This window comes from Micromonospora matsumotoense (genome assembly GCF_050951065.1).
Taxonomy (GTDB): domain Bacteria; phylum Actinomycetota; class Actinomycetes; order Mycobacteriales; family Micromonosporaceae; genus Micromonospora; species Micromonospora matsumotoensis.
In genome coordinates, this window is record NZ_CP192025.1 from 5,291,006 (window position 1) to 5,315,333 (window position 24,328).

General features: G+C 72.4%; 19 protein-coding genes and 1 pseudogene. 6 read left to right on the forward strand and 14 right to left on the reverse strand.

Annotated features, from left to right (window positions below):
* Positions 1-263 precede the first annotated feature (263 nt).
* The 6 genes from whiA to ACQP1S_RS22335 all read right to left on the reverse strand — a co-directional run bounded on the left by whiA (position 264) and on the right by ACQP1S_RS22335 (position 5,512).
* Positions 264-1,244: a DNA-binding protein WhiA gene (gene whiA / locus ACQP1S_RS22310; protein WP_091237335.1), complete on the reverse strand. Its 981-nt coding sequence runs from the start codon at positions 1,242-1,244 to the stop codon at positions 264-266.
* Positions 1,245-1,298: 54 nt separating this feature from the next.
* A complete protein-coding gene (locus ACQP1S_RS22315; RefSeq protein WP_432898756.1) occupies positions 1,299-2,261 on the reverse strand; it encodes a gluconeogenesis factor YvcK family protein in 963 nt (320 codons plus the stop codon).
* Positions 2,258-3,169, reverse strand: coding sequence for an RNase adapter RapZ (gene rapZ, locus ACQP1S_RS22320; protein WP_091237337.1), 912 nt, complete (start codon positions 3,167-3,169; stop codon positions 2,258-2,260). Before rapZ ends, ACQP1S_RS22315 begins: the two co-directional genes overlap by 4 nt.
* Before the next feature lie 296 nt (positions 3,170-3,465).
* Complete coding sequence (locus ACQP1S_RS22325) at positions 3,466-4,365, reverse strand: hypothetical protein (protein WP_091237338.1); 900 nt, start codon at positions 4,363-4,365, stop codon at positions 3,466-3,468.
* Positions 4,366-4,430: 65 nt separating this feature from the next.
* Positions 4,431-4,634, reverse strand: a complete 204-nt coding sequence (locus ACQP1S_RS22330) for a DUF397 domain-containing protein (RefSeq protein WP_432908215.1) — start codon at positions 4,632-4,634, stop codon at positions 4,431-4,433.
* Positions 4,635-4,657: 23 nt separating this feature from the next.
* Positions 4,658-5,512, reverse strand: a complete 855-nt coding sequence (locus ACQP1S_RS22335; protein ID WP_432898760.1) for a DUF5753 domain-containing protein — start codon at positions 5,510-5,512, stop codon at positions 4,658-4,660.
* Between the two features lie 225 nt (positions 5,513-5,737).
* Here ACQP1S_RS22335 and ACQP1S_RS22340 point away from each other — a divergent pair, with 225 nt between their 5' ends.
* Both ACQP1S_RS22340 and recQ read left to right on the forward strand, forming a co-directional pair.
* Positions 5,738-6,190: a hypothetical protein gene (locus tag ACQP1S_RS22340; protein WP_432898762.1), complete on the forward strand. Its 453-nt coding sequence runs from the start codon at positions 5,738-5,740 to the stop codon at positions 6,188-6,190.
* Between the two features lie 129 nt (positions 6,191-6,319).
* Positions 6,320-8,164 carry a DNA helicase RecQ gene (recQ, locus tag ACQP1S_RS22345; RefSeq protein ID WP_432898765.1) on the forward strand — a complete coding sequence of 615 codons (1,845 nt, stop codon included), beginning with the start codon at positions 6,320-6,322 and terminating at the stop codon, positions 8,162-8,164.
* Positions 8,165-8,441: 277 nt separating this feature from the next.
* On the opposite strand, the gene uvrC is transcribed toward recQ, so the two are convergent.
* Entirely contained in the window at positions 8,442-10,403 is a 1,962-nt protein-coding gene (gene uvrC, locus ACQP1S_RS22350) for an excinuclease ABC subunit UvrC (protein WP_432898767.1), read from the reverse strand.
* 10 nt (positions 10,404-10,413) lie between these two features.
* Positions 10,414-11,754 (reverse strand): jacalin-like lectin, encoded by a 1,341-nt coding sequence (locus tag ACQP1S_RS22355; RefSeq protein WP_432898769.1) that lies wholly within the window; start codon positions 11,752-11,754, stop codon positions 10,414-10,416.
* A 338-nt stretch (positions 11,755-12,092) separates the two neighbouring features.
* Here ACQP1S_RS22355 and ACQP1S_RS22360 point away from each other — a divergent pair, with 338 nt between their 5' ends.
* Positions 12,093-15,377, forward strand: a complete 3,285-nt coding sequence (locus ACQP1S_RS22360) for a penicillin acylase family protein (protein ID WP_432898772.1) — start codon at positions 12,093-12,095, stop codon at positions 15,375-15,377.
* 53 nt (positions 15,378-15,430) lie between these two features.
* On the opposite strand, the gene ACQP1S_RS22365 is transcribed toward ACQP1S_RS22360, so the two are convergent.
* The 3 genes from ACQP1S_RS22365 to rsgA form a co-directional block, all read right to left on the reverse strand.
* Positions 15,431-15,892 carry a Rieske (2Fe-2S) protein gene (locus ACQP1S_RS22365; RefSeq protein WP_432898775.1) on the reverse strand — a complete coding sequence of 154 codons (462 nt, stop codon included), beginning with the start codon at positions 15,890-15,892 and terminating at the stop codon, positions 15,431-15,433.
* 203 nt (positions 15,893-16,095) lie between these two features.
* Positions 16,096-19,041 (reverse strand): excinuclease ABC subunit UvrA, encoded by a 2,946-nt coding sequence (gene uvrA / locus ACQP1S_RS22370; protein ID WP_432898778.1) that lies wholly within the window; start codon positions 19,039-19,041, stop codon positions 16,096-16,098.
* Positions 19,042-19,393: 352 nt separating this feature from the next.
* Positions 19,394-20,473, reverse strand: coding sequence for a ribosome small subunit-dependent GTPase A (gene rsgA / locus ACQP1S_RS22375; protein WP_432898780.1), 1,080 nt, complete (start codon positions 20,471-20,473; stop codon positions 19,394-19,396).
* 178 nt (positions 20,474-20,651) lie between these two features.
* On the opposite strand from rsgA, the gene ACQP1S_RS22380 reads away from it, so the two are divergent.
* Both ACQP1S_RS22380 and ACQP1S_RS22385 read left to right on the forward strand, forming a co-directional pair.
* Positions 20,652-21,371, forward strand: coding sequence for a maleylpyruvate isomerase family mycothiol-dependent enzyme (locus ACQP1S_RS22380; protein ID WP_432898783.1), 720 nt, complete (start codon positions 20,652-20,654; stop codon positions 21,369-21,371).
* A 7-nt stretch (positions 21,372-21,378) separates the two neighbouring features.
* Complete coding sequence (locus ACQP1S_RS22385; RefSeq protein ID WP_091237350.1) at positions 21,379-22,032, forward strand: MBL fold metallo-hydrolase; 654 nt, start codon at positions 21,379-21,381, stop codon at positions 22,030-22,032.
* Between the two features lie 135 nt (positions 22,033-22,167).
* Here the strand turns inward: ACQP1S_RS22385 and ACQP1S_RS22390 are convergent, their stop codons facing one another.
* Both ACQP1S_RS22390 and ACQP1S_RS22395 read right to left on the reverse strand, forming a co-directional pair.
* Positions 22,168-22,785: a DedA family protein gene (locus ACQP1S_RS22390; RefSeq protein ID WP_432898787.1), complete on the reverse strand. Its 618-nt coding sequence runs from the start codon at positions 22,783-22,785 to the stop codon at positions 22,168-22,170.
* A gap of 89 nt (positions 22,786-22,874) precedes the next feature.
* Positions 22,875-23,558, reverse strand: coding sequence for a class I SAM-dependent methyltransferase (locus tag ACQP1S_RS22395; RefSeq protein WP_091237352.1), 684 nt, complete (start codon positions 23,556-23,558; stop codon positions 22,875-22,877).
* Between the two features lie 183 nt (positions 23,559-23,741).
* On the opposite strand from ACQP1S_RS22395, the gene ACQP1S_RS22400 reads away from it, so the two are divergent.
* Positions 23,742-23,945, forward strand: a complete 204-nt coding sequence (locus ACQP1S_RS22400) for a cold-shock protein (RefSeq protein WP_091237353.1) — start codon at positions 23,742-23,744, stop codon at positions 23,943-23,945.
* A gap of 243 nt (positions 23,946-24,188) precedes the next feature.
* Here the strand turns inward: ACQP1S_RS22400 and ACQP1S_RS22405 are convergent.
* A pseudogene (locus ACQP1S_RS22405) lies at positions 24,189-24,287 on the reverse strand (DUF397 domain-containing protein); the annotation flags it as partial.
* Positions 24,288-24,328 lie beyond the last annotated feature (41 nt).

Genomic DNA, 24,328 nt, shown 5'->3' on the forward strand with positions numbered 1-24,328 from the left:
CGGCCGGTGACGATTCGTCTCGGCTACCCCGCCACGGTCTGCTAGGACCTGACCGCCCGAGGCGGTGTGCACGGCGAGGAGTGCCTGTGCCGGCCCCCTTGCCGTACCTGACGACCCTATCCGAGCGTGCCGCGTCGTCCTGCGGCGGGTGGTGACCCCGTCGGGTCGACGGCACGGCACGCCCCACCCACCCGAGCCGTGGCGCGTCGCTCCCGCCGGCTCGTGCCTCGCACTCGCCCGCAGGATGGCGGCTCACCGTCCTATCAGACCACGAGCATGTCCGGCGTGACAGCCGCTTCGGTATCCGGAATGCCCAGGTCACGGGCCCGCTTGTCGGCCAGCGCCAGGAGCCGGCGGATCCGCCCGGCGATGGCGTCCTTGGTCAACGGCGGGTCGGCGAGCGCACCCAGCTCCTCCAGCGACGCCTGGCGGTGCTCCAGCCGCAGCTGGCCGGCCGAGGTGAGGTGGTTCGGGGCGTCGTCGGCGAGGATCTCCAGCGCCCGGGTGACCCGGGCGGCGGCGGCCACCGCCGCCCGCGCCGAGCGGCGCAGGTTGGCGTCGTCGAAGTTCGCCAGCCGGTTGGCCGTGGCCCGCACCTCGCGGCGTACCCGACGCTCCTCCCAGGCCAGCACGCTGGAGTGCGCGCCCACCCGGGTGAGCAGCGCGGCGATCGCGTCACCGTCCTTGACCACCACCCGGTCCACCCCGCGCACCTCGCGGTTCTTGGCGGTGATGCCGATCCGGCGGGCCGCCCCCACCAGGGCCAGCGCGGACTCCGGCCCGGGACAGGTGATCTCCAGCGCGCTGGATCGGCCCGGCTCGGTCAGCGAGCCGTGCGCCATGAACGCCCCCCGCCAGGCCGCCACCGCGCAGCAGACGTTCGCCGCCACCACGTGCGGCGGCAGGCCGCGTACCGGCCGGCCCCGGACGTCGAGCAGACCGGTCTGCCGGGCCAGCGCCTCGCCGTCCTTGACCACCCGGACGATGAAGTGGCTGCCCTTGCGCAGCCCTCCCGAGGCGAGCACGTGGATCTCGCTGGGATAGCCGTAGACCTCGGCGATCTCCCGGCGCAGCCGGCGGGCCACCGCCCCGGTGTCCAACTCCGCCTCCACCACCACCCGACCGGAGACGATGTGCAGCCCACCGGCGAAACGCAGCAGCGCCGCCATCTCCGCCCGCCGACAGCAGGGCTTGGGCACGTCGACCCGGCTCAGCTCGTCCTTGACCGCAGCCGTCATCGCCATAGTGCGCCCCCTCACGGACCGGTACCGGCGTGTCGCCGGTGATTACGTACGTGCTTAACGATCGGCGCCCAGGACAGGCACCAGTGCGGCTGCCAGGGCGGCCGGATCGTGACGGGGCGTGCCGTCGTCGACGGCGACCGGGGCGAGGACCAACCGGGCACCCAGCGATTCTGCCGCACGCCCGACCGGTTCGGGATCACCCACCGCCTTGGAGTCGGCCACCACGTGGTCCACGGTGAGCTGCGGAAGGTACCAGCGCAGGGCGGCCAGGTGATCGGCCACCGAGAGGCCCAGGGTCTCCTGCTCGGCGGCCAGGTTGAGGGTGACCAGCCGCCGGGCCGGGCTGGTCACGATCGCCTCGGCCAGCCCCGGCACCAGCAGGTGCGGCAGCACGCTGGTGTACCAACTGCCCGGTCCGAAGATCAACCATTCCGCGCCCTCGACCGCGGCCACCGCCTCGGCACAGGCCACCGGGGCGTCCGGGGTGATCCGCAGCGCCTCCACGGTGCCGGTGGTCACCGCCACCTGGTGTTGACCACGCACGGTGCGTACCTCGTCGGGGTGGGCCGGGTCGACGCCACGGACCCGGGCCTCGATGTCCACCGGCTGGGCGGACATCGGCAGCACCCGGCCGACCGCGCCGAGCATCGCCCCGGCGTGCGCCAGCGCGGCGACCGGGTCGCCGAGCTGCTCCATCAGGCCGCAGAGCACCAGGTTGCCCACCGCGTGCCCGGCCAGCCCGTCCCGGGTGTCACCGGCGAACCGGTGCTGGAACAGCCCGGCACTGCGCCGGGTCGCCGGATGGTCCCCGGCCAACGCGACCAGGGCCTGCCGCAGGTCACCCGGGGGCAGGCCGCCACGTTCGCGGCGTAACCGGCCGCTGGAACCGCCGTCGTCGCCGACGGTGACTACGGCGGTGATGTCGAGGTCCAGCTCCCCGGCGCAGTGCCGCAGCGCCCGCAGCGAGGCGGACAGGCCGTGCCCCCCGCCGAAGGCGACCACCGACGTCACCGTCATTCCCGCCCCAGGTCCCGGTGCTGCGCGTTGGCGGCCAGCCCCGACTGGCGCAGCCGCTCGGCCAACTCCTCGGCGATCGCCACGCTGCGGTGCTTGCCACCGGTGCAGCCGACGGCCACCGTCAGGTAGCGCTTGCCCTCCCGCTCGAATCCGGCGGTGGTGGCGTTGACCAGGTCGGCGTACGAGGCGACGAAGGCGTCCGCGCCCTCCTGGCCGAGCACGTACGCGCTGACCGCCGCCTCCCGACCGGTGTGCTCCCGCAGCTCCGGCACCCAGTACGGGTTGGGCAGGAACCGGGCGTCCAGCACAAAATCGGCGTCCGGCGGCAGGCCGTACTTGAAACCGAAGGAGAGCACGGTCAGCCGCAGCCGGCGGGCGTCCTCCCCACCGAACAGCTCCTCGACCCGACGACGGAGCTGGTTGACGTTGAGGTGGCTGGTGTCGATGATCACATCGGCCTGGTCCCGGGCCTCCTCCAGCAGCGCGCGCTCGACGGCGATCCCGTCGGCCAGCCGTCCCCCGCCCTGCAACGGGTGCGACCGGCGGACGCTCTCGAACCGCCTGATCAGCACCTCGTCGTCGGCGTCGACGAAGACCACCCGGGGCGAGAAGCCGCGTTCCTTCAGCTCCCGGATCGCCCCGGCCAGGTCGGTGGAGAAGGCCCGCGACCGCACGTCCAGCACCATCGCGGTACGCCGGGCCGCGCCACCGGCCTTCATCGCCAGCTCGGCCATGTCCAGCATCAGCGCCTGCGGCAGGTTGTCCACCACGTAGTAGCCGACGTTCTCCAGGGCGCGCGCCACCGTGCTGCGACCACCGCCGGACAGGCCGGTGACCACCACCAGCGTGGTGTCCGACTCGGCTGTGCCGCCCTCGACGTGCCCGCCGGTTGTCCGCGCCTCGCCCATCCCACCACTCCCGGTTCCGTGGCGGCGAGCCCCGATGGGTCCCGTACCGCACAGGGTCAGTCGACGACTCTATCCCGGCGGGCGGCGTCGATCCCGGCACGCCCGACGGCGGGTCGCCCGGCAGCACGGACCCGACCGGCGGCACGAAGTCAGCCGGCGGCGCGACCCACCGCTCGACCGGCACCCGGCCGCCGGGAGCATCATTCGACACACAGCCGTATGCCTGCCCGTCATGAATATGACGGGCAGGCATACGGCTGTCCGGGAAAGCTGTGGCCGCTCGACGGTCGCGAACGTCAGCGGCGGTTGCGCAGCGCCTTGACCCGGTCACGACCGAGCACGCCGAGGTAGTCCCCCGGCTCGTCGAGACAGGAGTCGACCTCGGCCGCCCCGACGATCTCGGCGAGCCGGGCGGCCAGGTCGTCGGGGTCCGGCTGCACCTGCTCGCAGAGCCGGACGTGCACCGCCCGCAGGGCGCCGCCGATCTCGGCCGGCTCCTCCTCGTACGTCTCCCAGGCGTCCCAGAGGTAGCCGGCGAGACCGTCCCAGGCGCGGGCGGCCCGCTCGACCAGCACCAGCGTCTCCTGGGTCGGCGGCCGTTGGGCGAGCACCTCGACCTCCTCGACGATCGCCCGGCCGGCCTTCTCCACGTCGTGCAGGTCCCACCGGTCGCCGCTGGTCGCCTCGTGGGCCAGGTTGTCGATCGTCCGCCGGATGTCGTCCAGCTCGCCGGTGGTGAGGGGTTCGAGCTGGCCGGCGTGTGCCCGCAACCTGTTCTCCAGCACGCGATCCGTGGCCGCCCACTCGGCGACCAGCGACGCCAACCGGCGGGCGGGAATACCGCGCGCGAGTTCGGCCAGCTCGGTGAGCCTGGGATCGACTTCCACGGCCGACGGCGGGGTGGCCGCCGAGGACCACGAGAATCCGTCTTCCAGGGCAGCGGCGGTGAGGGCCACCGCGTACCCGCACAGCTCCGCACCGGCCGGGCAGTCGCACTCGACGGTGAAGCCGTCCGCCGTGACCCCCACCCAGACCTCGTACGGCGGTTGCCCGGCTTCCCGGATCACGCAGGATGCTCCCCCGCCGACCGCCACGATCTCCGTCGGCTGACCGGCTGCCTGGAGCTTGTCCGCCGCCGCGCAGGCCACAGACCCGGCCTCGGCCCGAAGGGCCTCGATGTCGATACGTACCGCCATCCGGCCATCTAACCGGGTGTGGGTGACGCCGCCGGCATCAGGGCGAGGGCTGCCCGGCGAGCGGGTCAGCCATGCAGGCCACGCCGCAGGCCGACGACGAACGACGACCAGGCGCCCCGGTCGAAGAGGAGTGCCGGCCCCTGCGGGTCCTTGGAGTCCCGCACCGCCAACGCGCTGGAGAGTTCGGCCACCTCAACGCAATCCGAACCATTTGCGCTGCTACGAGCACTCTTACGCCAGGTCACGTTCGCAAGGTCGGGCGTGGTCATCATGGTGCTCCTCAGGCCAAGACTCAGTCTTGAAGCTCGGCGGAGATCCTGACGAGAAAGTCGGCAGACTGGTCAGGGTCGAGCGCCTTCGCACGTAGGTGGTCGAAGACGAGCTTATATCGCGAGACCTGCTGTTCCTCCTCCAGCAGGAGCGTATTGGTGTCGTTGTCCACGTAGACGATGGCCGGGTCGAGCGCTGGCTCCGCATAGTCGAGAATCGTGAAGGCACCACCCATCGAGGCGTGCGCGCCCGCAGCAAAGGGCAGCACCTGCACCTCGACGGCTGGTAGCTGGCATGCCTCGATGATGCGCCCTAACTGAACGCTCATGATCTTGGCTCCGCCAACGACTCGTCGCACCGCAGCCTCGTCCAGGATGATCCAGAGCTTCGGAGGCGCATCCCGCGTGAGCAGGATCTTCCGTGCCTGACGCGCCGCGATGACTCGATCGACCTCGTCCTTGCTTGCAGTCGTGCGTCCGGCGTGGATGATCGCTCGCGCGTACTCCTCGGTCTGCAACAGACCTGGGATGTGAAGGCTCTGGAACGTGCTGATCGCCTCCGCCTCCGCCTCGAATCCGACGTAGTCATCGGGCAGCACGTCGCCGTACACGCTCCACCAGCCCTTCTGCCGGGCCTGACGCGCAAGACTGGTCAGCGCCTCCCGCTCCTCGGAAGATGCGTCGTAGAGATCCAGGAGCTTTCGCAAACCGTCCGCAGCGATTCCGCTGTGCCCCTGCTCGATGCGGATCACCTTTGCTCGATGCCAGCCCACCGAGCGGGCAACGTCATCGACCGTCAGACCTCGCAGGTCACGCAGGCGACGCAGTTCACGACGCAGTCGACGCGCACGAATCGTGGGACTCGCAGCCGACGCCATAGCGGTACCTCCTACACGGGCCAGAGAGGCGGACACGACAGCCGGAGTGTCCGGTTGCATGCAGTCTGACACAGTCGAGTGCTACGTTGCAAGATCGCTTGCCATGGTGCAGTCTCAGTGTTTCAAGCTGTTGAGGCCAACCGAAATCCGGGGGTAACAGTGACTGACAATCGATCGTCGCGGTGGGGGCAGTCCGGGTCCGACTTTCATCGTGACCTGGCGGCCATGCTCGACCGGGCCGACGTGTCCGAGCGGGTCCGGGCCGCCATCGCACACGCGCTGGCGAAGCCGGATGCTCTCTCGTCGTACGCCGACTCCCTGGTCACCCGCTACCCGACCGAGCGCGAGCGGCGGTCGGACCGCAACGGGCCGCCGGCCGGGGCCTACCAGCTGGACCGCCGGTGGACGCTGCACCTGTCCTACCTGGCAGCCGACCTGGGCGAGGCTCGCGACCAGGCCGTCGTCTATACGGAAGGGCTGACGATCCTGCGCCCCGAGCTGGCCGCGAACGCCGCGCTGCTGTCCCGGGCCGATGCCTGGAACCACGTCGAGCCGGTCTTCTGCGGCCGGATCGGCCCCGACGGCGAGGTCTGCATGGATGTCACCGGGCACCCCGGCTTCCACAGCGCGGCCGGCCTCGGCGGACTCTGCTGGGGCGAGGGGGACAGCTCCGGGTGACGCTGCCGGGCAACGGGTGGCTCCGGCGAAGGGACGACTCAGGGCGACGGGTGAGGCTGCGGGGCGGGCGGGACGGGTCCAGGGGGCGTCGTGGACGGCGTTGTCGGGGCGGGCTCGTAGACTCCCCGGATGGTCTCCCCCACCGAGCTGCGCGCCTCCGACGCCCTCGACGTGCTCCGCCGGGTCTTCGGCTACGACGCCTTCCGGGGCTTCCAGCAGGAGGTCATCGATCACGTGGTGGCCGGCGGGGACGCCCTGGTGCTGATGCCCACCGGTGGCGGCAAGTCGCTGTGTTACCAGGTCCCGGCGCTGGTCCGCGACGGCGTCGCGGTGGTCGTCTCCCCGCTGATCGCCCTCATGCAGGACCAGGTCGACGCGCTGACGGCGGTCGGCGTACGCGCGGGTTTCCTCAACTCGACGCAGGACTACGCGGCCCGGCGCACGGTCGAGCAGGCGTTCGCCGATGGTGCGTTGGATCTGCTCTACCTGGCCCCCGAGGCGCTGGGCACCCGGGGCGTGCAGCAACTGCTCGACCGGGGCCGGATCGGCCTGTTCGCCATCGACGAGGCGCACTGCGTGTCCCAGTGGGGGCACGACTTCCGCCCGGACTACCTGGCCCTGTCGATGCTGCACGAGCGGTGGCCGACGGTGCCCCGGATCGCGCTGACCGCGACCGCCACCAGCGCCACCCGGGCCGAGATCGCCACCCGGCTCCAGCTCACCGAGGCCAAGCACTTCGTGGCCAGCTTCGACCGGCCCAACATCCAGTACCGGATCGTGCCCAAGAAGGAGCCGCGCAAGCAGCTGCTGGCCCTGCTGCGCGACGAGCACCCGGGCGACGCCGGCATCGTCTACTGCCTGTCCCGGGCCTCGGTGGACAAGACCGCCGAGTTCCTGGTCGCCAACGGGGTCGCCGCGCTGCCCTACCACGCCGGCCTGGACTCGGGCACCCGCGCCGCCAACCAGCAGCGCTTCCTGCGCGAGGACGGCCTGGTCATGGTCGCCACGATCGCCTTCGGGATGGGCATCGACAAGCCGGACGTCCGCTTCGTGGCCCACCTCGACCTGCCCAAGTCGGTCGAGGGCTACTACCAGGAGACCGGGCGGGCCGGCCGGGACGGGCTGCCGTCGACGGCGTGGCTCGCCTACGGCCTGCAGGACGTGGTGCAGCAGCGCAAGATGATCGAGACGTCCGACGGCGACCTGGCGCACCGCCGTAACCTCGCCACCCACCTGGACGCCATGCTGGCGCTCTGCGAGACGGTCCGCTGCCGCCGGGTGCAACTGCTCGAATACTTCGGCCAGCCCGGCACGGCCGACTGCGGCAACTGCGACACCTGCCTGACCCCGCCGGAGACCTGGGACGGCACGGTGGCCGCGCAGAAGCTGCTCTCCACCGTCTACCGGCTCGACCGGGAACGCAACCAGCGCTTCGGCGCCGGGCACTGCGTCGACATCCTGATCGGCAAGCAGAACGACAAGATCAGCCAGTACGGCCACGACGCGCTGAGCACCTTTGGCATCGGCACCGAGCTGCGCGAGGCGGAGTGGCGCGGGGTGGTCCGGCAACTGCTCGCCGAGGGGCTGTTGGCAGTCGAGGGCGACTACGGCACGCTGGCGCTCACCGAGGCCAGCGCGGAGGTGCTGGCCCGCCGCCGCACGGTGACCATGCGCCGGGAGCCGGAGAAGGTGGCCTCGACCCGATCGGCCAAGCCGCGCGGCGCGGCCACCGTGGTCGCCGAGCTGGACCCGGCGGCCGGATCGCTGTTCGAGCGGCTGCGCGCCTGGCGGGGGGCCACCGCCAAGGAACAGGGCGTGCCGGCGTACGTGATCTTCCACGACGCGACGCTGCGGCAGATCGCCACCGATTCCCCCACCTCGCTGGCCGAGCTGTCCCGGATCAGCGGCGTCGGCGAGAACAAGCTCGCCAAGTACGGCGAGTCCATCCTCACCGTCCTCGCCGACCAACCCTGACAGCCGACGTCGACCCCCTGACCGGACTCCGACCCCGACGACCCCGGCCGACCCCTGACCGGACTCCGGCCGGGCCAGCTCGCGGCCTCGCCGCCGTTGATCCACTCCTGTGGGCCGATGTTGCGGTATCGCCGCCGTCGGACACCGCAATATCGCCCCAGTTAAGTCGATCATGCTGCCTGAGCCCCAAACGGGGCGGCTCGGGCCGAGGACGCGGTCCCACCGAACAGGCGGGAGGTCAGCAGGAGCAGGCAGCAGGAGCGGGCAGGCGGGGAGGTCAGTCGGCCGTGGTGGAGGTGGGGGCGGGGCTAGGAGGGGCGGTGTCGCCGTCGAGGGCGGCGAGGATCGCCTCGGCGGTGCGGCGACCCACCCCGGGCACCTCGGTGATCTCCTCCACGGTGGCGGCGGAGAGCCGTTTGAGCGAGCCGAAGTGGTGCAGCAGCGCCTTGCGGCGGACCTCGCCCAGCCCGGGGACGGTGTCCAGGGCCGATTCGGTCATCCGCTTGGAGCGCCGCTGCCGGTGGAAGGTGATGGCGAACCGGTGCGCCTCGTCCCGGGCTCGTTGCAGCAGGTAGAGCCCCTCCGAGGTGCGCGGCAGGATGACCGGGTATTCGTCGTCGGGGAGCCAGACCTCCTCCAGCCGCTTGGCCAGCCCGCACAGCGCCACGTCGTCGATGCCCAACTCGGCCAACGTCTGGGCCGCCGCCGCCACCTGCGGGGCACCGCCGTCGACCACCACCAGCTGCGGCGGGTACGCGAACTTGCGCGGCCGGCCGGTGGTCGGGTCGATGCCGGGGCGGTCGGGGTCGGACGCGGTCTCCTCGCCCAGCTCACCGGTCTCGGCGCGGGCGTCGAGGTAGCGGGCGAAGCGGCGGCGCAGCACCTCGGACATCGCCGACAGGTCGTCGGTGGCCCCCCGGACGATGAACCGGCGGTATTCGCTCTTGCGGGGCAGCCCGTCCTCGAAGACGACCATGCTGGCCACCACGTCGGTGCCCTGGATCTGGGAGACGTCGAAGCACTCGATGCGCAGCGGTGAGGTGCGCATGCCGAGCGCCTCGCTGATCTCGTCGAGCGCCTTGCCGCGGGTGGTGAGGTCGCCGGCCCGCTTGAGCTTGTGTCGGGCGAGGGCGTCCTTGGCGTTGCGGCCCACCGTCTCCAGCAGGGTCCGCTTGTCGCCGCGCTGGGGCACCCGCAATGACACCCGGCTGCCCCGGCGGGCGCTGAGCCAGTCGGCGAGCGCGTCGGCGTCGCCGGGCAGCTCGGGGACGAGCAGTTCCCGGGGGACGTCCGCCTCGCCCTGCTCACCGCCGTAGACCTGGGTGCAGAAGTGGTGCACCAGGTCGCCGGTGGTCAGCTCCTCGGTCTTCTCCACCACCCAGCCGCGTTGGCCGCGGACCCGGCCGTCGCGGACGTGGAAGACCTGCACGGCGGCTTCGAGGGGGTCGTCGGCGAAGGCGACCACGTCGGCGTCGGTGCCGTCGCCGAGCACCACTGTCTGCTTCTCCATGGCCCGGCGCAGGGCGGCCACGTCGTCGCGCAGCCGGGCCGCCCGCTCGAACTCCAACTGCTCGCTGGCCTCGATCATCTCGCGTTCGAGGCGGCGCACCATGCTGTCGGTGCGGCCGGCCATGAACTCGCAGAAGTTGTCGACGATCGCCCGGTGCCCGTCGGCGGAGACGGTGCCCACGCAGGGCGCGGAGCACTTGCCGATGTAGCCGAGCAGGCACGGCCGGCCCACCTGCCCGGCCCGCTTGAACACCCCGGCGGAGCAGGTGCGGGCCGGGAAGACCCGCAGCAGCAGGTCGAGCGTCTCGCGGATCGCCCAGGCGTGCGAGTACGGTCCGAAGTACCGCACGCCCTTACGCTTCGCGCCCCGCATGACCTGCAACCGCGGGTATTCCTCGTCCAGGGTGACCGCCAGGTACGGGTACGACTTGTCGTCGCGGTACCGGACGTTGAACCGGGGGTCGTACTGCTTGATCCAGGTGTATTCGAGCTGGAGCGCCTCGACCTCGGTGCCCACCGTGACCCAGTCCACCGACTCGGCGGTGGTGACCATCTGCCGGGTGCGCTCGTGCAGCCCCCACGGGTCGGCGAAGTAGGAGTTGAGCCTGCTGCGCAGGTTCTTCGCCTTGCCGACGTAGATCACCCGGCCGGTGCCGTCGCGGAACCGGTAGACCCCGGGGGACTCGGGGATCGTGCCGGTCGCGGGACGGTAGGTCGAGGGATCAGCCACGGCACCGAGACTATCCGTTGCCCCCGACACTCCAGATCACGCCGAGCTGGTCGACCTCGGTGCCGCTGCGGCCGAAGAAGCCGGCCAGTCGACCACCCGGGGGCGCGGTGAAGGTGACCGCCGCCGAGGTGGGCGTACCGGTGCTGAGGGTGCGGCCCTGGTCGGTGCTGAGCCGGGCCGAGAAGATCCGGGTCCGGCCGTCCTTCTGGCCCTGGGTCAGGGTGACCTGGGTGATCCGCTCGCCGGGCGCGAGGGTGAGGCTGGCCTCGGTTCCGCCGGTGCCGCCGTGGCGCAGCTGGCCGCCGTCGGCGAGGTCCACCCCGACGGCGTCGAGCCGGGAGCCACCGCGCAGGGTGACCCGGGTCACCGCCGGGCCGACCCGGTCGGCGTCGGTGAACGGGTCACCGTGCGGGCCACCCCAGGTGTCGCTGGCCCGCAGGTCGGGGGCGAGGGTCCAGTCGAACCAGGCGGCGTGCGGGTAGTGGTCCGACAGCGGCCCGCCGGTCGGGGTGAGGAACCGGGCGTGCTCGTTGTGGTAGCGGTTCAGGGCGAGCCGGACCAGCTTGTTGCCCCGGTAGAGGATCTTGTCGACCACCTCGCAGCCGTCCGTCACGTTGGCCGGGTCGCAGAGCAGCGCCGGGTCACCGGCGGCCGGCGGCTGGCCGCCCCGCTCCTGCTGCACCCAGACGTCGGTGAGGCCGTTGGCCGCCACCAGGTCGCGGATGTTGTCGCCGGTACGGGTGTAGCGGACGTTCAGGTCCCCCATCAGCACCACCGCGTTGCCGGCCGAGTTGGCCGTGACGTACGCGGAGAGCTGGCTGAGGTTCGCCCGCCGGGCGGCCAGGTCGGCGTCGGTGCTGCCGGCGTTCGGGTGGGCGTTGTAGAAGTCGACGAAGACGCCCTCAGCCAACCGGATGCGGCTGGCGGTGAAGCCCTTCGGGGTGAGGCAGTCGGTGCCGTTGCAGGAGTTCCACTTCACCCGGGCGAAGTCGCTGTAGGGGAAGTTCGACAGCGTGTTGAGGCCGCTGCCGAACGGCACGCCCCCGCTGGTCGGGGTCCGGTACGGGTGCTGGTCGGTGGCGTACAGGTCGGCGTGGTAGTTGAAGTCCTCCTGGACGTGCACGATGTCGTACCCACCGAGCCGCTCGCCGATCGGCCGGGTGTTCGTCGCCGGGTCGCCGCTGGAGATGATGTCCGGCAGGCCGGCCACGTTGTAGGTGAGCACGGAGAACGCCCCCGACGTGGGCGCGGCGGTAGCGGTGCCCGGGGCCGCGGACGCGGCGGCCGGCCCGGACGGGGTGAGCACGGCCGCGAGCAGCGTCGCGGACGCGAGCAGACGGACGACCTTCATCGACGGTCCAATCTGGAGTGACGAGACCGACGGGGTGCCGCCGGTCGGATACGGGGACCGGCGGGTGCCCGCCGGTCGGGGGCGGGGGCCGGCGGATGTGCGCCGGTCAGGGGCGGGAGGACCGGCGGGCGAACGCCGGGCGGAGGCGGGGGCGACGGGCGGGCGACGGCCCGGGTGCCGGATCGAAAGCTATCCACGCGCGCCGACCGGCTCGATACTCCCGGGCAACGATCCGGCAGCCGCGCGATGGACGTCTTCCGATATCGACGGACGGAGATTACCATCCGGTAACCGAATGTTATTCACGTAAAGATCCCCATCCTCATCGGAGGATCACCATGCCCCGTCCCCGCCCCACCCGCCGTCTCCTCGCCGGTGGCACCGCCGCCGTCGCGGTCGCCGCCCTGCTGGTCGCCACCCCCACACCCCCCGCCGCCACCGCCGCGCCCGCCGCCGTCACCACCAGCGGGTACGCGGCCAACGACAACTGCCTCGGCGAGTGCGGCGACATCCTGCCACCCGGCCAGAACGGCAACGCCACCCTGGTCGAGGTGCTCGGCAACCAGGCCCTCGGCACCCTGCCCCGGCACTCCGCCGACCAGCTCGGCCGGTACGCCGACCTGGTCTACGGCTACGCCGGCCTGCGCGAGGAGCAGATCGGCTCGTTCTTCAACGACGCGTCCTTCGGTGTCCCGCAGGGGCAGGTCGAACGCGACTACTCCCCCCGCGCCGACGTACGCATCCTGCGGGACAAGGCCACCGGCGTACCGCACGTCACCGGCAGCACCCGGGGCGGCACCATGTACGGCGCGGGTTACGCCGGGGCCGAGGACCGGCTGTTCACCATGGACCTGCTGCGCCACGTCGGCCGGGGCACCCTCACCTCGTTCGCCGGGGGCGCCCCCGGGAACCGGGCGTTGGAGCAGAGCGTCTGGCGCAACTCGCCGTACCACGAGGCGGACCTTCAGGCACAGATCGAGGCGCTACGCACCAAGGGGCCGCGCGGCCAGCAGCTCTACGCCGACGTGCAGGAGTACATCGCCGGCATCAACGCCTACATCGGCGTCTGCATGGGCGCCCGCAACTGCCCCGGCGAGTACGTGCTCACCGGCCACCTGGACGCGATCACCAACGCGGGTGGCCCGGAGCCGTTCCAGCTCACCGACCTGATCGCCATCGCCGGCGTGGTGGGCGGGCTGTTCGGCGGCGGGGGTGGCACCGAGATGCAGTCCGCGCTGGTCCGGATCGCCGCCCGCGCCAAGTACGGGGCCACCGAGGGCGACAAGGTGTGGACGGCGTTCCGCAACCAGAACGACCCGGAGACCGTGCTGACCCTGCACGACGGGCAGAGCTTCCCGTACGGCGACGCCTCCCCCGACGCGGCCAGCGTGGCGCTGCCCGACGCCGGCTCGGCCCGGGTCGAGCCGATCTTCACCGACCCGACCGGTTCCGCCGGCACCACCGCCGCCGCCCGCACCACCACCACCAACACCGCCGCCGCCACCGGTGCCGGTGCCACGAACGCGGCCGGTGAGCTGGCCGCCGCGCTGTCCGGGTTGACGATCAGCCCGGCGCACCGGGGCATGTCGAACGCGGCGGTGGTCTCCGCCGCGAACTCGGCCACCGGCCACCCGGTCGCGGTCTTCGGCCCGCAGACCGGCTACTTCTCCCCGCAACTGCTGATGATCCAGGAGTTGCAGGGGCCGGGGATCAGCGCCCGGGGGGCCGCGTTCGCCGGCCTCAACCTCTATGTGCTGCTCGGCCGGGGCCAAGACTACGCGTGGAGCGCCACCTCCTCGATCCACGACATCACCGACACCTACGCGGTGCCGCTGTGCACCACCGACGGCAGCACCCCCACCCTCGCCGCCGACCACTACCTCTACCGGGGGCAGTGCGTGGCGATGGAGCAGCTCGCCCACGTCAACAAGTGGAGCCCGACCGTCGCCGACGGCACCGCCGCCGGGTCGTACAAACTGGTCGCCTGGCGGACGAAGCTCGGCCTGGTGTCCTGGCGGGGCACGGTGGGCGGCCGGCCGCACGCCTTCACCCAGCTGCGCTCCACCTACCGGCACGAGGCCGACTCGGCGATCGGCTTCCAGATGTTCAACGACCCGGCCCAGATGGGTTCGGCGGACGCCTTCGTCGCCTCGGCCAACAACGTCGAGTACGCGTTCAACTGGTTCTACGTCAACTCCACCGAGTCGGCGTACTTCAACTCCGGGCTGAACCCGGTGCGGGCCGCCGGGTCCAACCCGAACCTGCCGATGAAGGCCGAGCCGGCCTACGAGTGGCAGGGCTTCGACCCGGCGACGAACACCGCCAGCTACGCCCCGCTGGCCGCCCACCCCCGCTCGGTGAACCAGGACTACTACATCAGCTGGAACAACAAGCAGGCCAAGGACTTCGGCGGCGCGGACGGCAACTACAGCTTCGGCGCGGTGCACCGGGCCGACCTGCTGGACCGCCCGCTCAAGGCGGCCCTGGCGGCCGGCCGGAAGTTCGACCGGGGCTCGCTGACCGCGCTGGTCGAGCAGGCCGGCCTGACCGACCTGCGCGGGGCCGAGGTGCTCGACGAGCTGATCCGGGTGCTGGAGAGCCAGCCCGTCGCGGACACCGCGCTGGCCGCCGAGATCAGCCGGCTCAAGGCGTGGCGGCAGGACGGCGCGCTGCGGGTCGAGACGGCCAAGGGGTCGAAGGTCTACCGGCACGCCGAGGCGATCCGCACCTTCGACGCCTGGTGGCCGCTGCTGGTCCGGGGGATGTTCCGCGACCAGCTCGGCCCGGACCTCTACCAGTCGCTGATCAACGCGATCCAGCTCAACGAGTCCCCCTCCGGGCACCAGCAGGGCGACGTGTCCAGCCTGCCCACCTCGGCCAGCGAGGCCCAGGCGCACAAGGGCTCGTCCTTCCAGTACGGCTGGTGGGGCTATGTCGACAAGGACCTGCGCGCGGTGCTCGGTGACCCGGTGCGCGGCGGGCTGGGCCGGGGCTACTGCGGCGCCGGGAACCTGGCCGGCTGCCGGCAGGTGCTGCTGGACACGTTGCGCACGGCGGCGGCCACCCCGGCGGCCCAGACCTATCCCGGCGACGCGAGCTGCACCGCCGGTGACCAGTGGTGCGCGGACGCGATCATCCAGTCGCCGCTGGGCGGGATCAGGCACGCCACCATCGCCTGGCAGAACCGGCCCACCTTTCAGCAGGTGGTCTCGTTCCCGTCCCGGCGGGGCGACGACCTGACCAACCTGGCCGCCGGCCGGCCGGTCACCGCGTCCGGCAGCGAGCTGTTCTTCGGGGCGGGCAAGGCGGTCGACTCCGACCTCGGCACCCGCTGGGCGAGCAGCTGGGCGGACGACCAGTGGCTGACCGTGGACCTCGGGTCGGCCCGCCAGGTGGGTCGGGTGACGTTGGCCTGGGAGTCGGCGTACGCCCGGTCGTACCGGATCGAGGTGTCGAACGACGGGTCGACCTGGCGGTCGGTCTGGTCGACCACGGCCGGCGACGGCGGCACCGACGTGGCGGCCTTCCCCACCCAGACCGCGCGGTACGTCCGGATGCACGGGGTGACCCGGGCCACCACGTACGGCTACTCGATCTGGGAGATGGCGGTCTACGCGCACTGAGCCCGACCAGACCGGCCGGCACGGAGGTCGTCCTCCGTGCCGGCCGGTGTCGGTCAGGCCAGCGAGATCTGGTCGCCCTCGACCTTGATCTCCTTGGCGGCGAGCGGCGTGGTCGCCGGGCCCTGCTTGACCGCGCCGTCGGTGATGGCGAACTTGCTGTTGTGGCAGGTGCAGTTGATCGTCCCGCCGTCGACGTTCGACACCGGGCAACCCTGGTGGGTGCAGATCGGGTCGAACGCCTTGAACTGCCCCTCCGTCGGCTGGGTGATCACCACTCCCTGCGCGGCGTAGACCTGACCGCCACCGACCGGGATGTCGCCGGTCTTGGCGATCGCGGCGGCACCTGACCCGCCGCCGGTCGCCGCCGGCCCACCGGTGGCCGGGGTGGCCGGTTCGTCACCGGAGTCGTCGCCGCAGGCGGTCAGGAGAACCGAGGCCCCTACCGCACCGGCCCCGGCCAGCAGGGCGCGTCGGGTCTGCGTACCGGGCCCGGTCAGCACCTGATCGTCGTTCATCTCCGGCCTTTCTCTCGACTGCCGCCGCCGGTCGTCGACCATCGCGGCCTCACTGGGGCACACGCACCACTGTGCCCGACGGTTCACCCCGCCCGCCCGGGAACGTCCGCGACGGGCCTCGGAGCCGGGCCGGAACCCCGGCACCGGATGACCAGCGGCACGCCGACGGGCGGGGCGGGCGGGCCGGCCGTCGACCCGGCGGGTCAGCGGGCCCCGGCCGGCACCTTGCGGGTACGCGCCTTCGGCGTCACACCGTTGGCCCGGGACGCCCGGGTCACCGCCGCCTTCGCCCCCCGGGCCTCGCCGGCGAGCTTGAGCACCCCGCGCAGGAACTGGCCGGTGTGGCTCTCGGCGACCTCGGCGACCTCCTCCGGGGTGCCGGTGGCGAGCACCGTGCCGCCCCGGTGACCGCCCTCGGGACCCATGTCGATCAGCCAGTCGGCCGTCTTGATCACGTCGAGGTTGTGCTCGATGGTGATCACCGTGTTGCCCTTGTCGACCAGGCCCTCCAGCACCATCAGCAGCTTGCGGATGTCCTCGAAGTGCAGGCCGGTGGTGGGCTCGTCGAGCACGTAGACCGTGCGGCCGGTGGAACGCTTCTGCAACTCGGAGGCGAGCTTGACCCGCTGCGCCTCACCGCCGGACAGGGTCGGCGCGGGCTGGCCCAGCCGGACGTAGCCCAGGCCCACGTCGTTGAGCGTCCGCAGGTGCCGGTGGATGGCCGGGATGGCGGAGAAGAACTCGGCCGCCTCCTCGATCGGCATCTCCAGCACGTCGGAGACGGTCTTGCCCTTGTAGTGCACCTCCAGGGTCTCCCGGTTGTACCGGGCGCCCTTGCAGACCTCGCACGGGACGTAGACGTCCGGCAGGAAGTTCATCTCGATCTTGATGGTGCCGTCACCGGAGCACGCCTCGCAGCGGCCACCCTTGACGTTGAACGAGAACCGGCCCGGCCCGTACCCCCGGACCTTGGCCTCGGTGGTCTCGGCGAACAGCTTGCGGACGTGGTCCCAGACCCCGGTGTAGGTGGCCGGGTTGGAGCGCGGCGTCCGGCCGATCGGCGACTGGTCGACACCGACCACCTTGTCGACGTGCTCCAGCCCGGAGACCCGGGTGTGCCGGCCGGGCACCAGCCGGGCGCCGTTGATCTGGTTGGCCAGCACCGCGTACAGGATGTCGTTGACCAGCGTCGACTTGCCCGAGCCGGAGACCCCGGTGACGGCGATGAGCTGGCCCAGCGGGAACGGCACGGTCAGGTTGCGCAGGTTGTGCTCGCGCGCCCCGTGCACCACCAGCTCCCGCTCCGGCGTCTGCGGCCGACGCTGCTTCGGCGTCGGGATCTCCCGCCGACCCGACAGGTACGCCCCGGTCACCGACTCGGGATTGTCCAGCAGCGCCGGCACCGAGCCGCTGTGCACGATCCGGCCGCCGTGCTCACCCGCGCCGGGCCCGATGTCGACGATCCAGTCGGCGACCCGGATGGTGTCCTCGTCGTGCTCCACCACGATCAGCGTGTTGCCCAGGCCGCGCAGCCGCAGCAGGGTCTCGATCAGCCGGTGGTTGTCCCGCTGGTGCAGGCCGATCGACGGCTCGTCGAGCACGTAGAGCACGCCGACCAGACCGGAGCCGATCTGGGTGGCCAGCCGGATGCGCTGCGCCTCGCCACCGGACAGGGTGCCGGCCGCCCGGTCCAGGGAGAGGTAGTCCAGGCCGACGTCGAGCAGGAACCGCAGCCGGGCGTTGATCTCCTTGAGCACCCGCTCGGCGATCATCTTCTGCCGGTCGGTCAGCGCGATGCCGGCGAGCAGCTCGGCCGCCTCACCCACCGACAGGCTGCAGACCTCGGCGATGCTCTTGCCGGCGATGGTGACCGCCAGCACCTCGGGCTTGAGCCGGGTGCCGCCGCAGGCCGCGCAGGGCACGTCGCGCATGTAGCCCTCGTACTTGTCCCGCGACCACTCGCTCTCGGTGTCGGTGTGCCGGCGCTCGATCCACTGCACCACGCCCTCGAAGCCGGTGTAGTAGGACCGCTCCCGACCGAACTTGTTGCGGTAGCGGACGTGCACCTGGTCGTCGGAGCCGTGCAGGATCGTCTTCTGCGCCCGCGCCGGCAGCGCCCGCCACGGGGTGTCGACGTCGAAGTGCTGGCTCTCGCCGAGCGCCTCCAGCAGACGCAGGAAGTATTCCAGGTTGTGCCCGGTCGCCCAGGGTTGCAGCGCGCCCTCGCGCAGGGTGCGCTCCGGGTCGGGGACGACCAGCTCCGGGTCGACCTCCTTCTTGGTGCCCAGACCGGTGCACTCCGGGCAGGCCCCGTAGGGCGCGTTGAACGAGAAGACCCGGGGTTCCAGGTCCTCGATCGCCAACGGGTGGTCGTTCGGGCAGGCCAGGTGCTCGGAGTAGCGGCGCTCCCGGGCCGGGTCGTCCTCGGCCAGGTCGACGAAGTCGAGCAGCACTAGGCCGTCCGAGAGGCCGAGCGCGGCCTCCACCGAGTCGGTCAGCCGCTGCTTGGCGCTCGCCTTGACGCTGAGCCGGTCGATCACCACCTCGATGGTGTGCTTCTCCTGCTTCTTGAGCTTGGGCGGCTCGGTCAGCGGGTGCACCACCCCGTCGACCCGGGCCCGGGCGTAGCCCTTGCCCTGGAGTTCGGCGAAGAGGTCGACGTACTCGCCCTTACGACCCCGGACCACCGGGGCGAGCACCATGAACCTGGTCCCCTCGGCCATCGCCAGGACCCGGTCGACGATCTGCTGCGGGCTCTGCCGGGAGATCCGCTCACCGCAGACCGGGCAGTGCGGTTCGCCGATGCGGGCGAAGAGCAGCCGCAGGTAGTCGTAGACCTCGGTGATGGTGCCGACGGTGGAGCGCGGGTTGCGCGAGGTGGACTTCTGGTCGATGGAGACGGCCGGGCTCAGCCCCTCGATGAAGTCGACGTCGGGCTTGTCCATCTGGCCGAGGAACTGGCGCGCGTACGACGACAGCGACTCGACGTAGCGGCGCTGCCCCTCGGCGAAGATGGTGTCGAAGGCCAGGCTCGACTTGCCCGAGCCGGAGAGCCCGGTGAAGACGATCAGCGCGTCCCGGGGCAGGTCGAGACTGACGTCACGCAGGTTGTGCTCGCGCGCGCCACGGATGATCAGACGGTCGGCCACGGTGCGGGTGCTCCCGGAAGAAGAATGTGAGGCGGATCTGTCCGCTCCGAGGGTGATCCGAGCGGTTTTGCGGGGCGCGGAAGGAACGCCTCGGCAACTCTAGCCCCGGGGTACGACAACTTTCCGCACCCACACATTCCACCAGCTCACCCCGGTCGGGCCAACCCCACCACCCGACCCCGGACCACCCGGCCTCCGGCCGACCCGGCACCCCGGCGCAGCTACGGTGCCCCTCTGCTGGTCGCCGCCGCGCTGACCCCGTCCGCCGCGCCGGCACCCCGGCAGCGGGACCCGGCCCACACCGGCCGTGGCCCCGGCCCGACCCGGTCGGTGTCCCCCGGGATCGGGCCGGTCAGAATCCGCCCGGCAGTGGGGGCGTGGTCGGGCGGGCCGACCGGCGACGACCGCCCCGCCAGCCGCCCCGCCGCTCGCTGGCCAGCCGGCTCTGCCGGCGACCACCCTCGTACGCCACCTCCCGCTGGAGCCGACGCCAGCTCTCCCAGCGCCGGGGCGGCAGCTCCCCGCTCTCCAGCGCCTCCCGCACCGCGCAGGCCGGCTCGGCGGTGTGCCCGCAGTCGGCGTACCGGCACCCGGTGGCCAGCTCGGCGATGTCGGTGAACGCCCGGTCCAGGCCGGCGTGCCCGTCCAGCAGGCCGACCGCCCGGACCCCGGGGGTGTCCAGCACCGCCCCGCCGCCGGGCACCGGGACCAGCGCCCGCCAGGTGGTGGTGTGCCGGCCCTTGCCGTCGACGCGTCGAATCGCCTGGGTCGGCATGACGTCCGCCCCGACCAGGGCGTTGACCAGGCTGGACTTGCCCGCCCCGGACGGCCCCAGCAGGGCCAGCGTGCGGCCCGGCGCGACCAGCGGACGCAGCGGCGCCAGGCCGGTGCCCTGCTCGGCGCTGACCGGCAGCACCGGCACCCCGGGGGCCACCGCGGCCAACTGCCGGGCCACCGCCTGCGGGTCGGCGGCCAGGTCGACCTTGGTGAGCACCACCAGCGGGGTGGCCCCCGACTCGTGGGCCAGCGCGAGCAGCCGTTCGATCCGGGCGGCGTCCGGCTCCGGGTGCACCGGCTCGACCACCGCCGCGGTGTCGAGGTTGGCGGCGAGCACCTGGCCGCTGGCGTCCTTGCCGGCGGTCCGGCGGATCAGCGCGGTCCGCCGGGGCAGCACCGCGTCGACGGTCACCGGGCCGTCCGGCCAGCGGGCCAGCAGCACCCAGTCACCGGCGCACGGCAACGCGGTCAGGTCACGGGCGGCGGCGGCCAGCACCGCCGGGCCCAGACTGGCCCGGACCGGTCCGTCCGCGGCGAGCACGGTGCACACCCCCCGGTCGACCCGGGCCACCCGGCCGGGCCGGCGGTCCGGACGCCGTCGCGCGTACGCCGCCCGCTCGGCGTCCAGGCCGAGGGCGGTCAGATCGATCGTCATGTCATCCTCACCGGGGTCGGAACTGGTCGTGGCCGAACACGCGTCCTGCGACCGGCATGATCACCACCCCCGTCCGTCGTCCCGGTACCGCGTCGTAGCCGACGGTAGGCGTCGTACCGACGCGCCGAAAGCGAATTCCCCGGCGGCGCAACGCTCCCGGGACCGTTAGGGTCGTGGCGTGACCACCGATCCACTGCTGTTGACCGGTGCGGCGGCCGACGCGGCCGCCCGCCTGCTGGACACCGCGGCCGGGCTCGACGCGGCGGCCGTCGCGGCTCCCAGCCTGCTGCCCGGCTGGACCCGTGGCCACGTGCTGACCCACCTGGCCCGCAACGCCGACGGGTTCGTCAACCTGCTCACCGCCGCCCGCACCGGCGAGGACATCCCGATGTACGCCAGCGACGCCGCCCGGGACGCCGACATCGCCGCCGGTGCCGACCGGCCGCCCGCCGCGCTGCTGGCCGACCTGCGTCGCAGCACCGACCGGTTCGCCGAGGCGGTGGCCGTGATGCCGGCGCAGGCGTGGCAGGGCACCGTGCAGACCCGACGCGGCCCGTGGCCGGTCGCCCTGGTGCTCTGGGGCCGGTGGCGCGAGTTGGAGGTGCACCACGTCGACCTGGGCACCGGCTACCGGCCGGCGGACTGGCCAGCCGCGTTCGCCCAGCACCTGCTGCACGAGGTGGCCGGTGGGCTCGCCGCGCGTCCGGACGCCCCGGCGCTGGTGCTGCGGCCCGCCGACGGCAACCGGCCGGAGTTGGTGGTGGGCGACCCGCAGGACGCCCCGCAGGTCGCCGGCCCCGCCGCCGAACTGGTCGCCTGGTTGATCGGCCGCAGCAGCGGCGACGTGTTGACCGTCACCCCGAACGGTCCCCTCCCGACCCCACCCGAATGGATATAGACCGCCCATGAGCTACACCGGAGACGTCACCCACGGCGGCCCGCCCGCCGTCCGGGAACTGGACCGACTCACCGTCACCAAGCTGTCGGTCGGCCCGATGGACAACAACGCCTACCTGCTGCGCTGCCGCGACACCGGTGCGCAGGTCCTGATCGACGCCGCGAATGAGGCACCCCGGCTGCTCGACCTGATCGGCGACGCCGGCCTGACCTCGGTGGTCACCACCCACCGGCACATGGACCACTGGGTGGCGCTGGAGGAGGTCGTCGCCAAGACCGGCGCGCCCGCCCTGGTGCACGCCGACGACGCCGAAGGGTTGCCGATCGCGGCGCAGACCCTGACCGACGGCGACACCGTCGCGGTGGGTGACCAGACGCTGGAGGTGATCCACGTCCGGGGGCACACGCCCGGTTCGGTGGCACTGCTCTACCGCGACCCGGCCGGCACGCCGCATCTGTTCACCGGGGACTCATTGTTTCCCGGTGGCGTGGGCAACACCGACCGGGACCCGGAGCGGTTCGGCCAGCTCATCGACGACGTCGAGCAGAAGCTGTTCGGCCGGCTGCCCGACGACACCTGGTTCTACCCGGGCCACGGTGCCGACAGCACCCTCGGCGCGGAGCGAGCCTCGCTGCCACAGTGGCGGGCGCGCGGCTGGTGACCGGGGGCGGGCCCGCAGCCGGTAGCCGCGCGGCGGGCCCACGACCGGTGACCGGGGGTCGGCCCACGACCGGTGACCGGGTGGCGGCCCGCAGTCCGCGACCGGGTGGCTACCACTGGGCCCGTCCGGCGGCGGTCAGCCGGGCTGGCCGACGACGGTCAGCCCGCGCAGTCGACGCCGGGTGGCCAGCAGCACCAGGCCGGCCAGCACCAGCCCCACCGCCATGGTGACCAGCAACGGGTCGCCGGGCAGCAGCCCGGCCAGGGCCCGTGACGCCGTCCCCAGCGCCAGGTAGAGACCGGCCCACGCCGCCGCGCCGAGCGCCGCGCAGCAGACGAACCGGCGGTACGACATCCGCAGGCCCCCGGCGGCCAGCGGCAGCAGCGTGTTGAACACCGGCAGGAAGGGTGCGACCAGCACCATCCGCCCACCGCCGGAGCGCAGCAGTTGCTCGGCGGCCAACCAGCGCCCCTCGCCGATCCAGCCACCGACCCGGCTGCGCCGCAGGCGCTCCCCGTAGACCCGCCCGGCGAGGAAGCTCAGCGACCAACCGGAGAGGCAGCCGACGACCACCGCCACCATGGTCGCGACGCCGGCGAGGGGTCGACCCACCCCCACCGCCGCGAGGATCGCCACGTCGCCGGGGACGAACACGCCGAGCAGCGGGACGGCGTCGGCGAGCATCACCAGCCCGAGCGCCGCCATCAGCAGGGCGGGCGGCAGGTCTCCGAGCAGGGCGAGTTCGTCGAGCACGGCCTGACGCTACGGTGCGGAGGTGCTCCGGCGCATCGGGCCGCGACCCTGATCACTCCCCGACTTTTCCCCGGCCGGGCCGGCGGGGTTCACCGGGGTCGCAGCACCTGCACCCGGCGGACCGGGGAGTCGACGGAGGGTTCGGTGGTGGGCACCGGGTAGCTGGCCACCACCTCCAGCACGTCCCACGGCAGGTGCCCCCGGTCCGGGTCGCCGACCAGCACCTGCGTCCCGTTGGCGGCGGCCCGCCGCAGGTAGGGCAGCACCCGGTCGGCCAACTCCCGGTCGTAGAGGACGTCCCCGGCGACCAGCAGGTCGGCCTGGGTGTCGTCGTCGTCGAGCAGGTCACCGTGGCGGGCCTGCACGCGTACCCGGTTGGCCCGCGCGTTGACGGTCACCGCCGCCATCGCGTACGGGTCCACGTCGTTGGCGACGACCTGGGTGGCGCCGGTCAGCGCGGCGGCGATGGCGACCAGTCCGGAGCCGGCGGCCAGGTCGAGCACCCGGCGACCGGCGGCCAGGTGCGGGTGGTCCAGCAGGTGGCGGGCGAGCGCCTGGCCGCCGGCCCAGGCCGACGCCCAGAACGGCGGTGGCAGGGTACGGCCGGCCGCCGCCTCCATCCGGGCCCACCAGACGATCGCGTCCTCGGCGAGGTGCAGCCGCACCTCGGGCACGAACGGCGTGGGCACCAGCCGGAGCCGGTCCAGCCCGTCCCCCGGCGCGTCGATCTCCCGCTCCAGCTCGGTCAACGCGGCGGTACTCAGTCCGTTCACCGGTCGAGTGTGCCGGAGCGGACCACCCGAAGGACGGCATTCCGGGCCGACCCGCGAGTTTCCGCGCAACTTCCTGCGGCACTTCAGCCGGCAAAAACCGGATCGGCCGGTTACTGTCGGGGCAGTACAGGGCGATCATCCGTCGAAGCGGCGGGATCACCCGTTGTAAACAGGGAGAGATGCATGGCAACCGGCACGGTCAAGTGGTTCAACTCGGAAAAGGGCTTCGGCTTCATCGAGCAGGACGGCGGAGGCCCCGACGTCTTCGTCCACTACTCGGCGATCGCCAGTAGCGGATACCGGGAACTGCAGGAGGCCCAGAAGGTCGAGTTCGATGTGACCCAGGGGCAAAAGGGTCCGCAGGCGGAGAACGTCCGCCCGCTGTAAATCCGTGCCGGTGGCGGCGGCTTCGGCCGCCGCCACCGAGCGCTGTCGAGTGGCCGACGGCCACTCCCACCCGGTGCCGGCACCGGCACGACCCGACATCGCCATGATCGACTCAAGGTGGCAGATGTTGGGTGTCCCGCCCGCCGTGACACCGCTACCAGGGGCACCATCGCGGCGCGTCCCACGCCCGCCCATCCCGCCGGACCGAGCGGACTCCGCCGTCCGGGCGGAACAGCGGTGGCGTCCGACGACGCCGGGCAGGTGGGCAGTCACCTCCATACAGTCACCGCCGTTGCCGCTGCTGCGGGTGCTCTTGTGCCAGATCGCGCCGGTCAGGTCCAGGAATCTGCCGCCGTGCTGACCGGGCTCGCCGAGATCGGCCT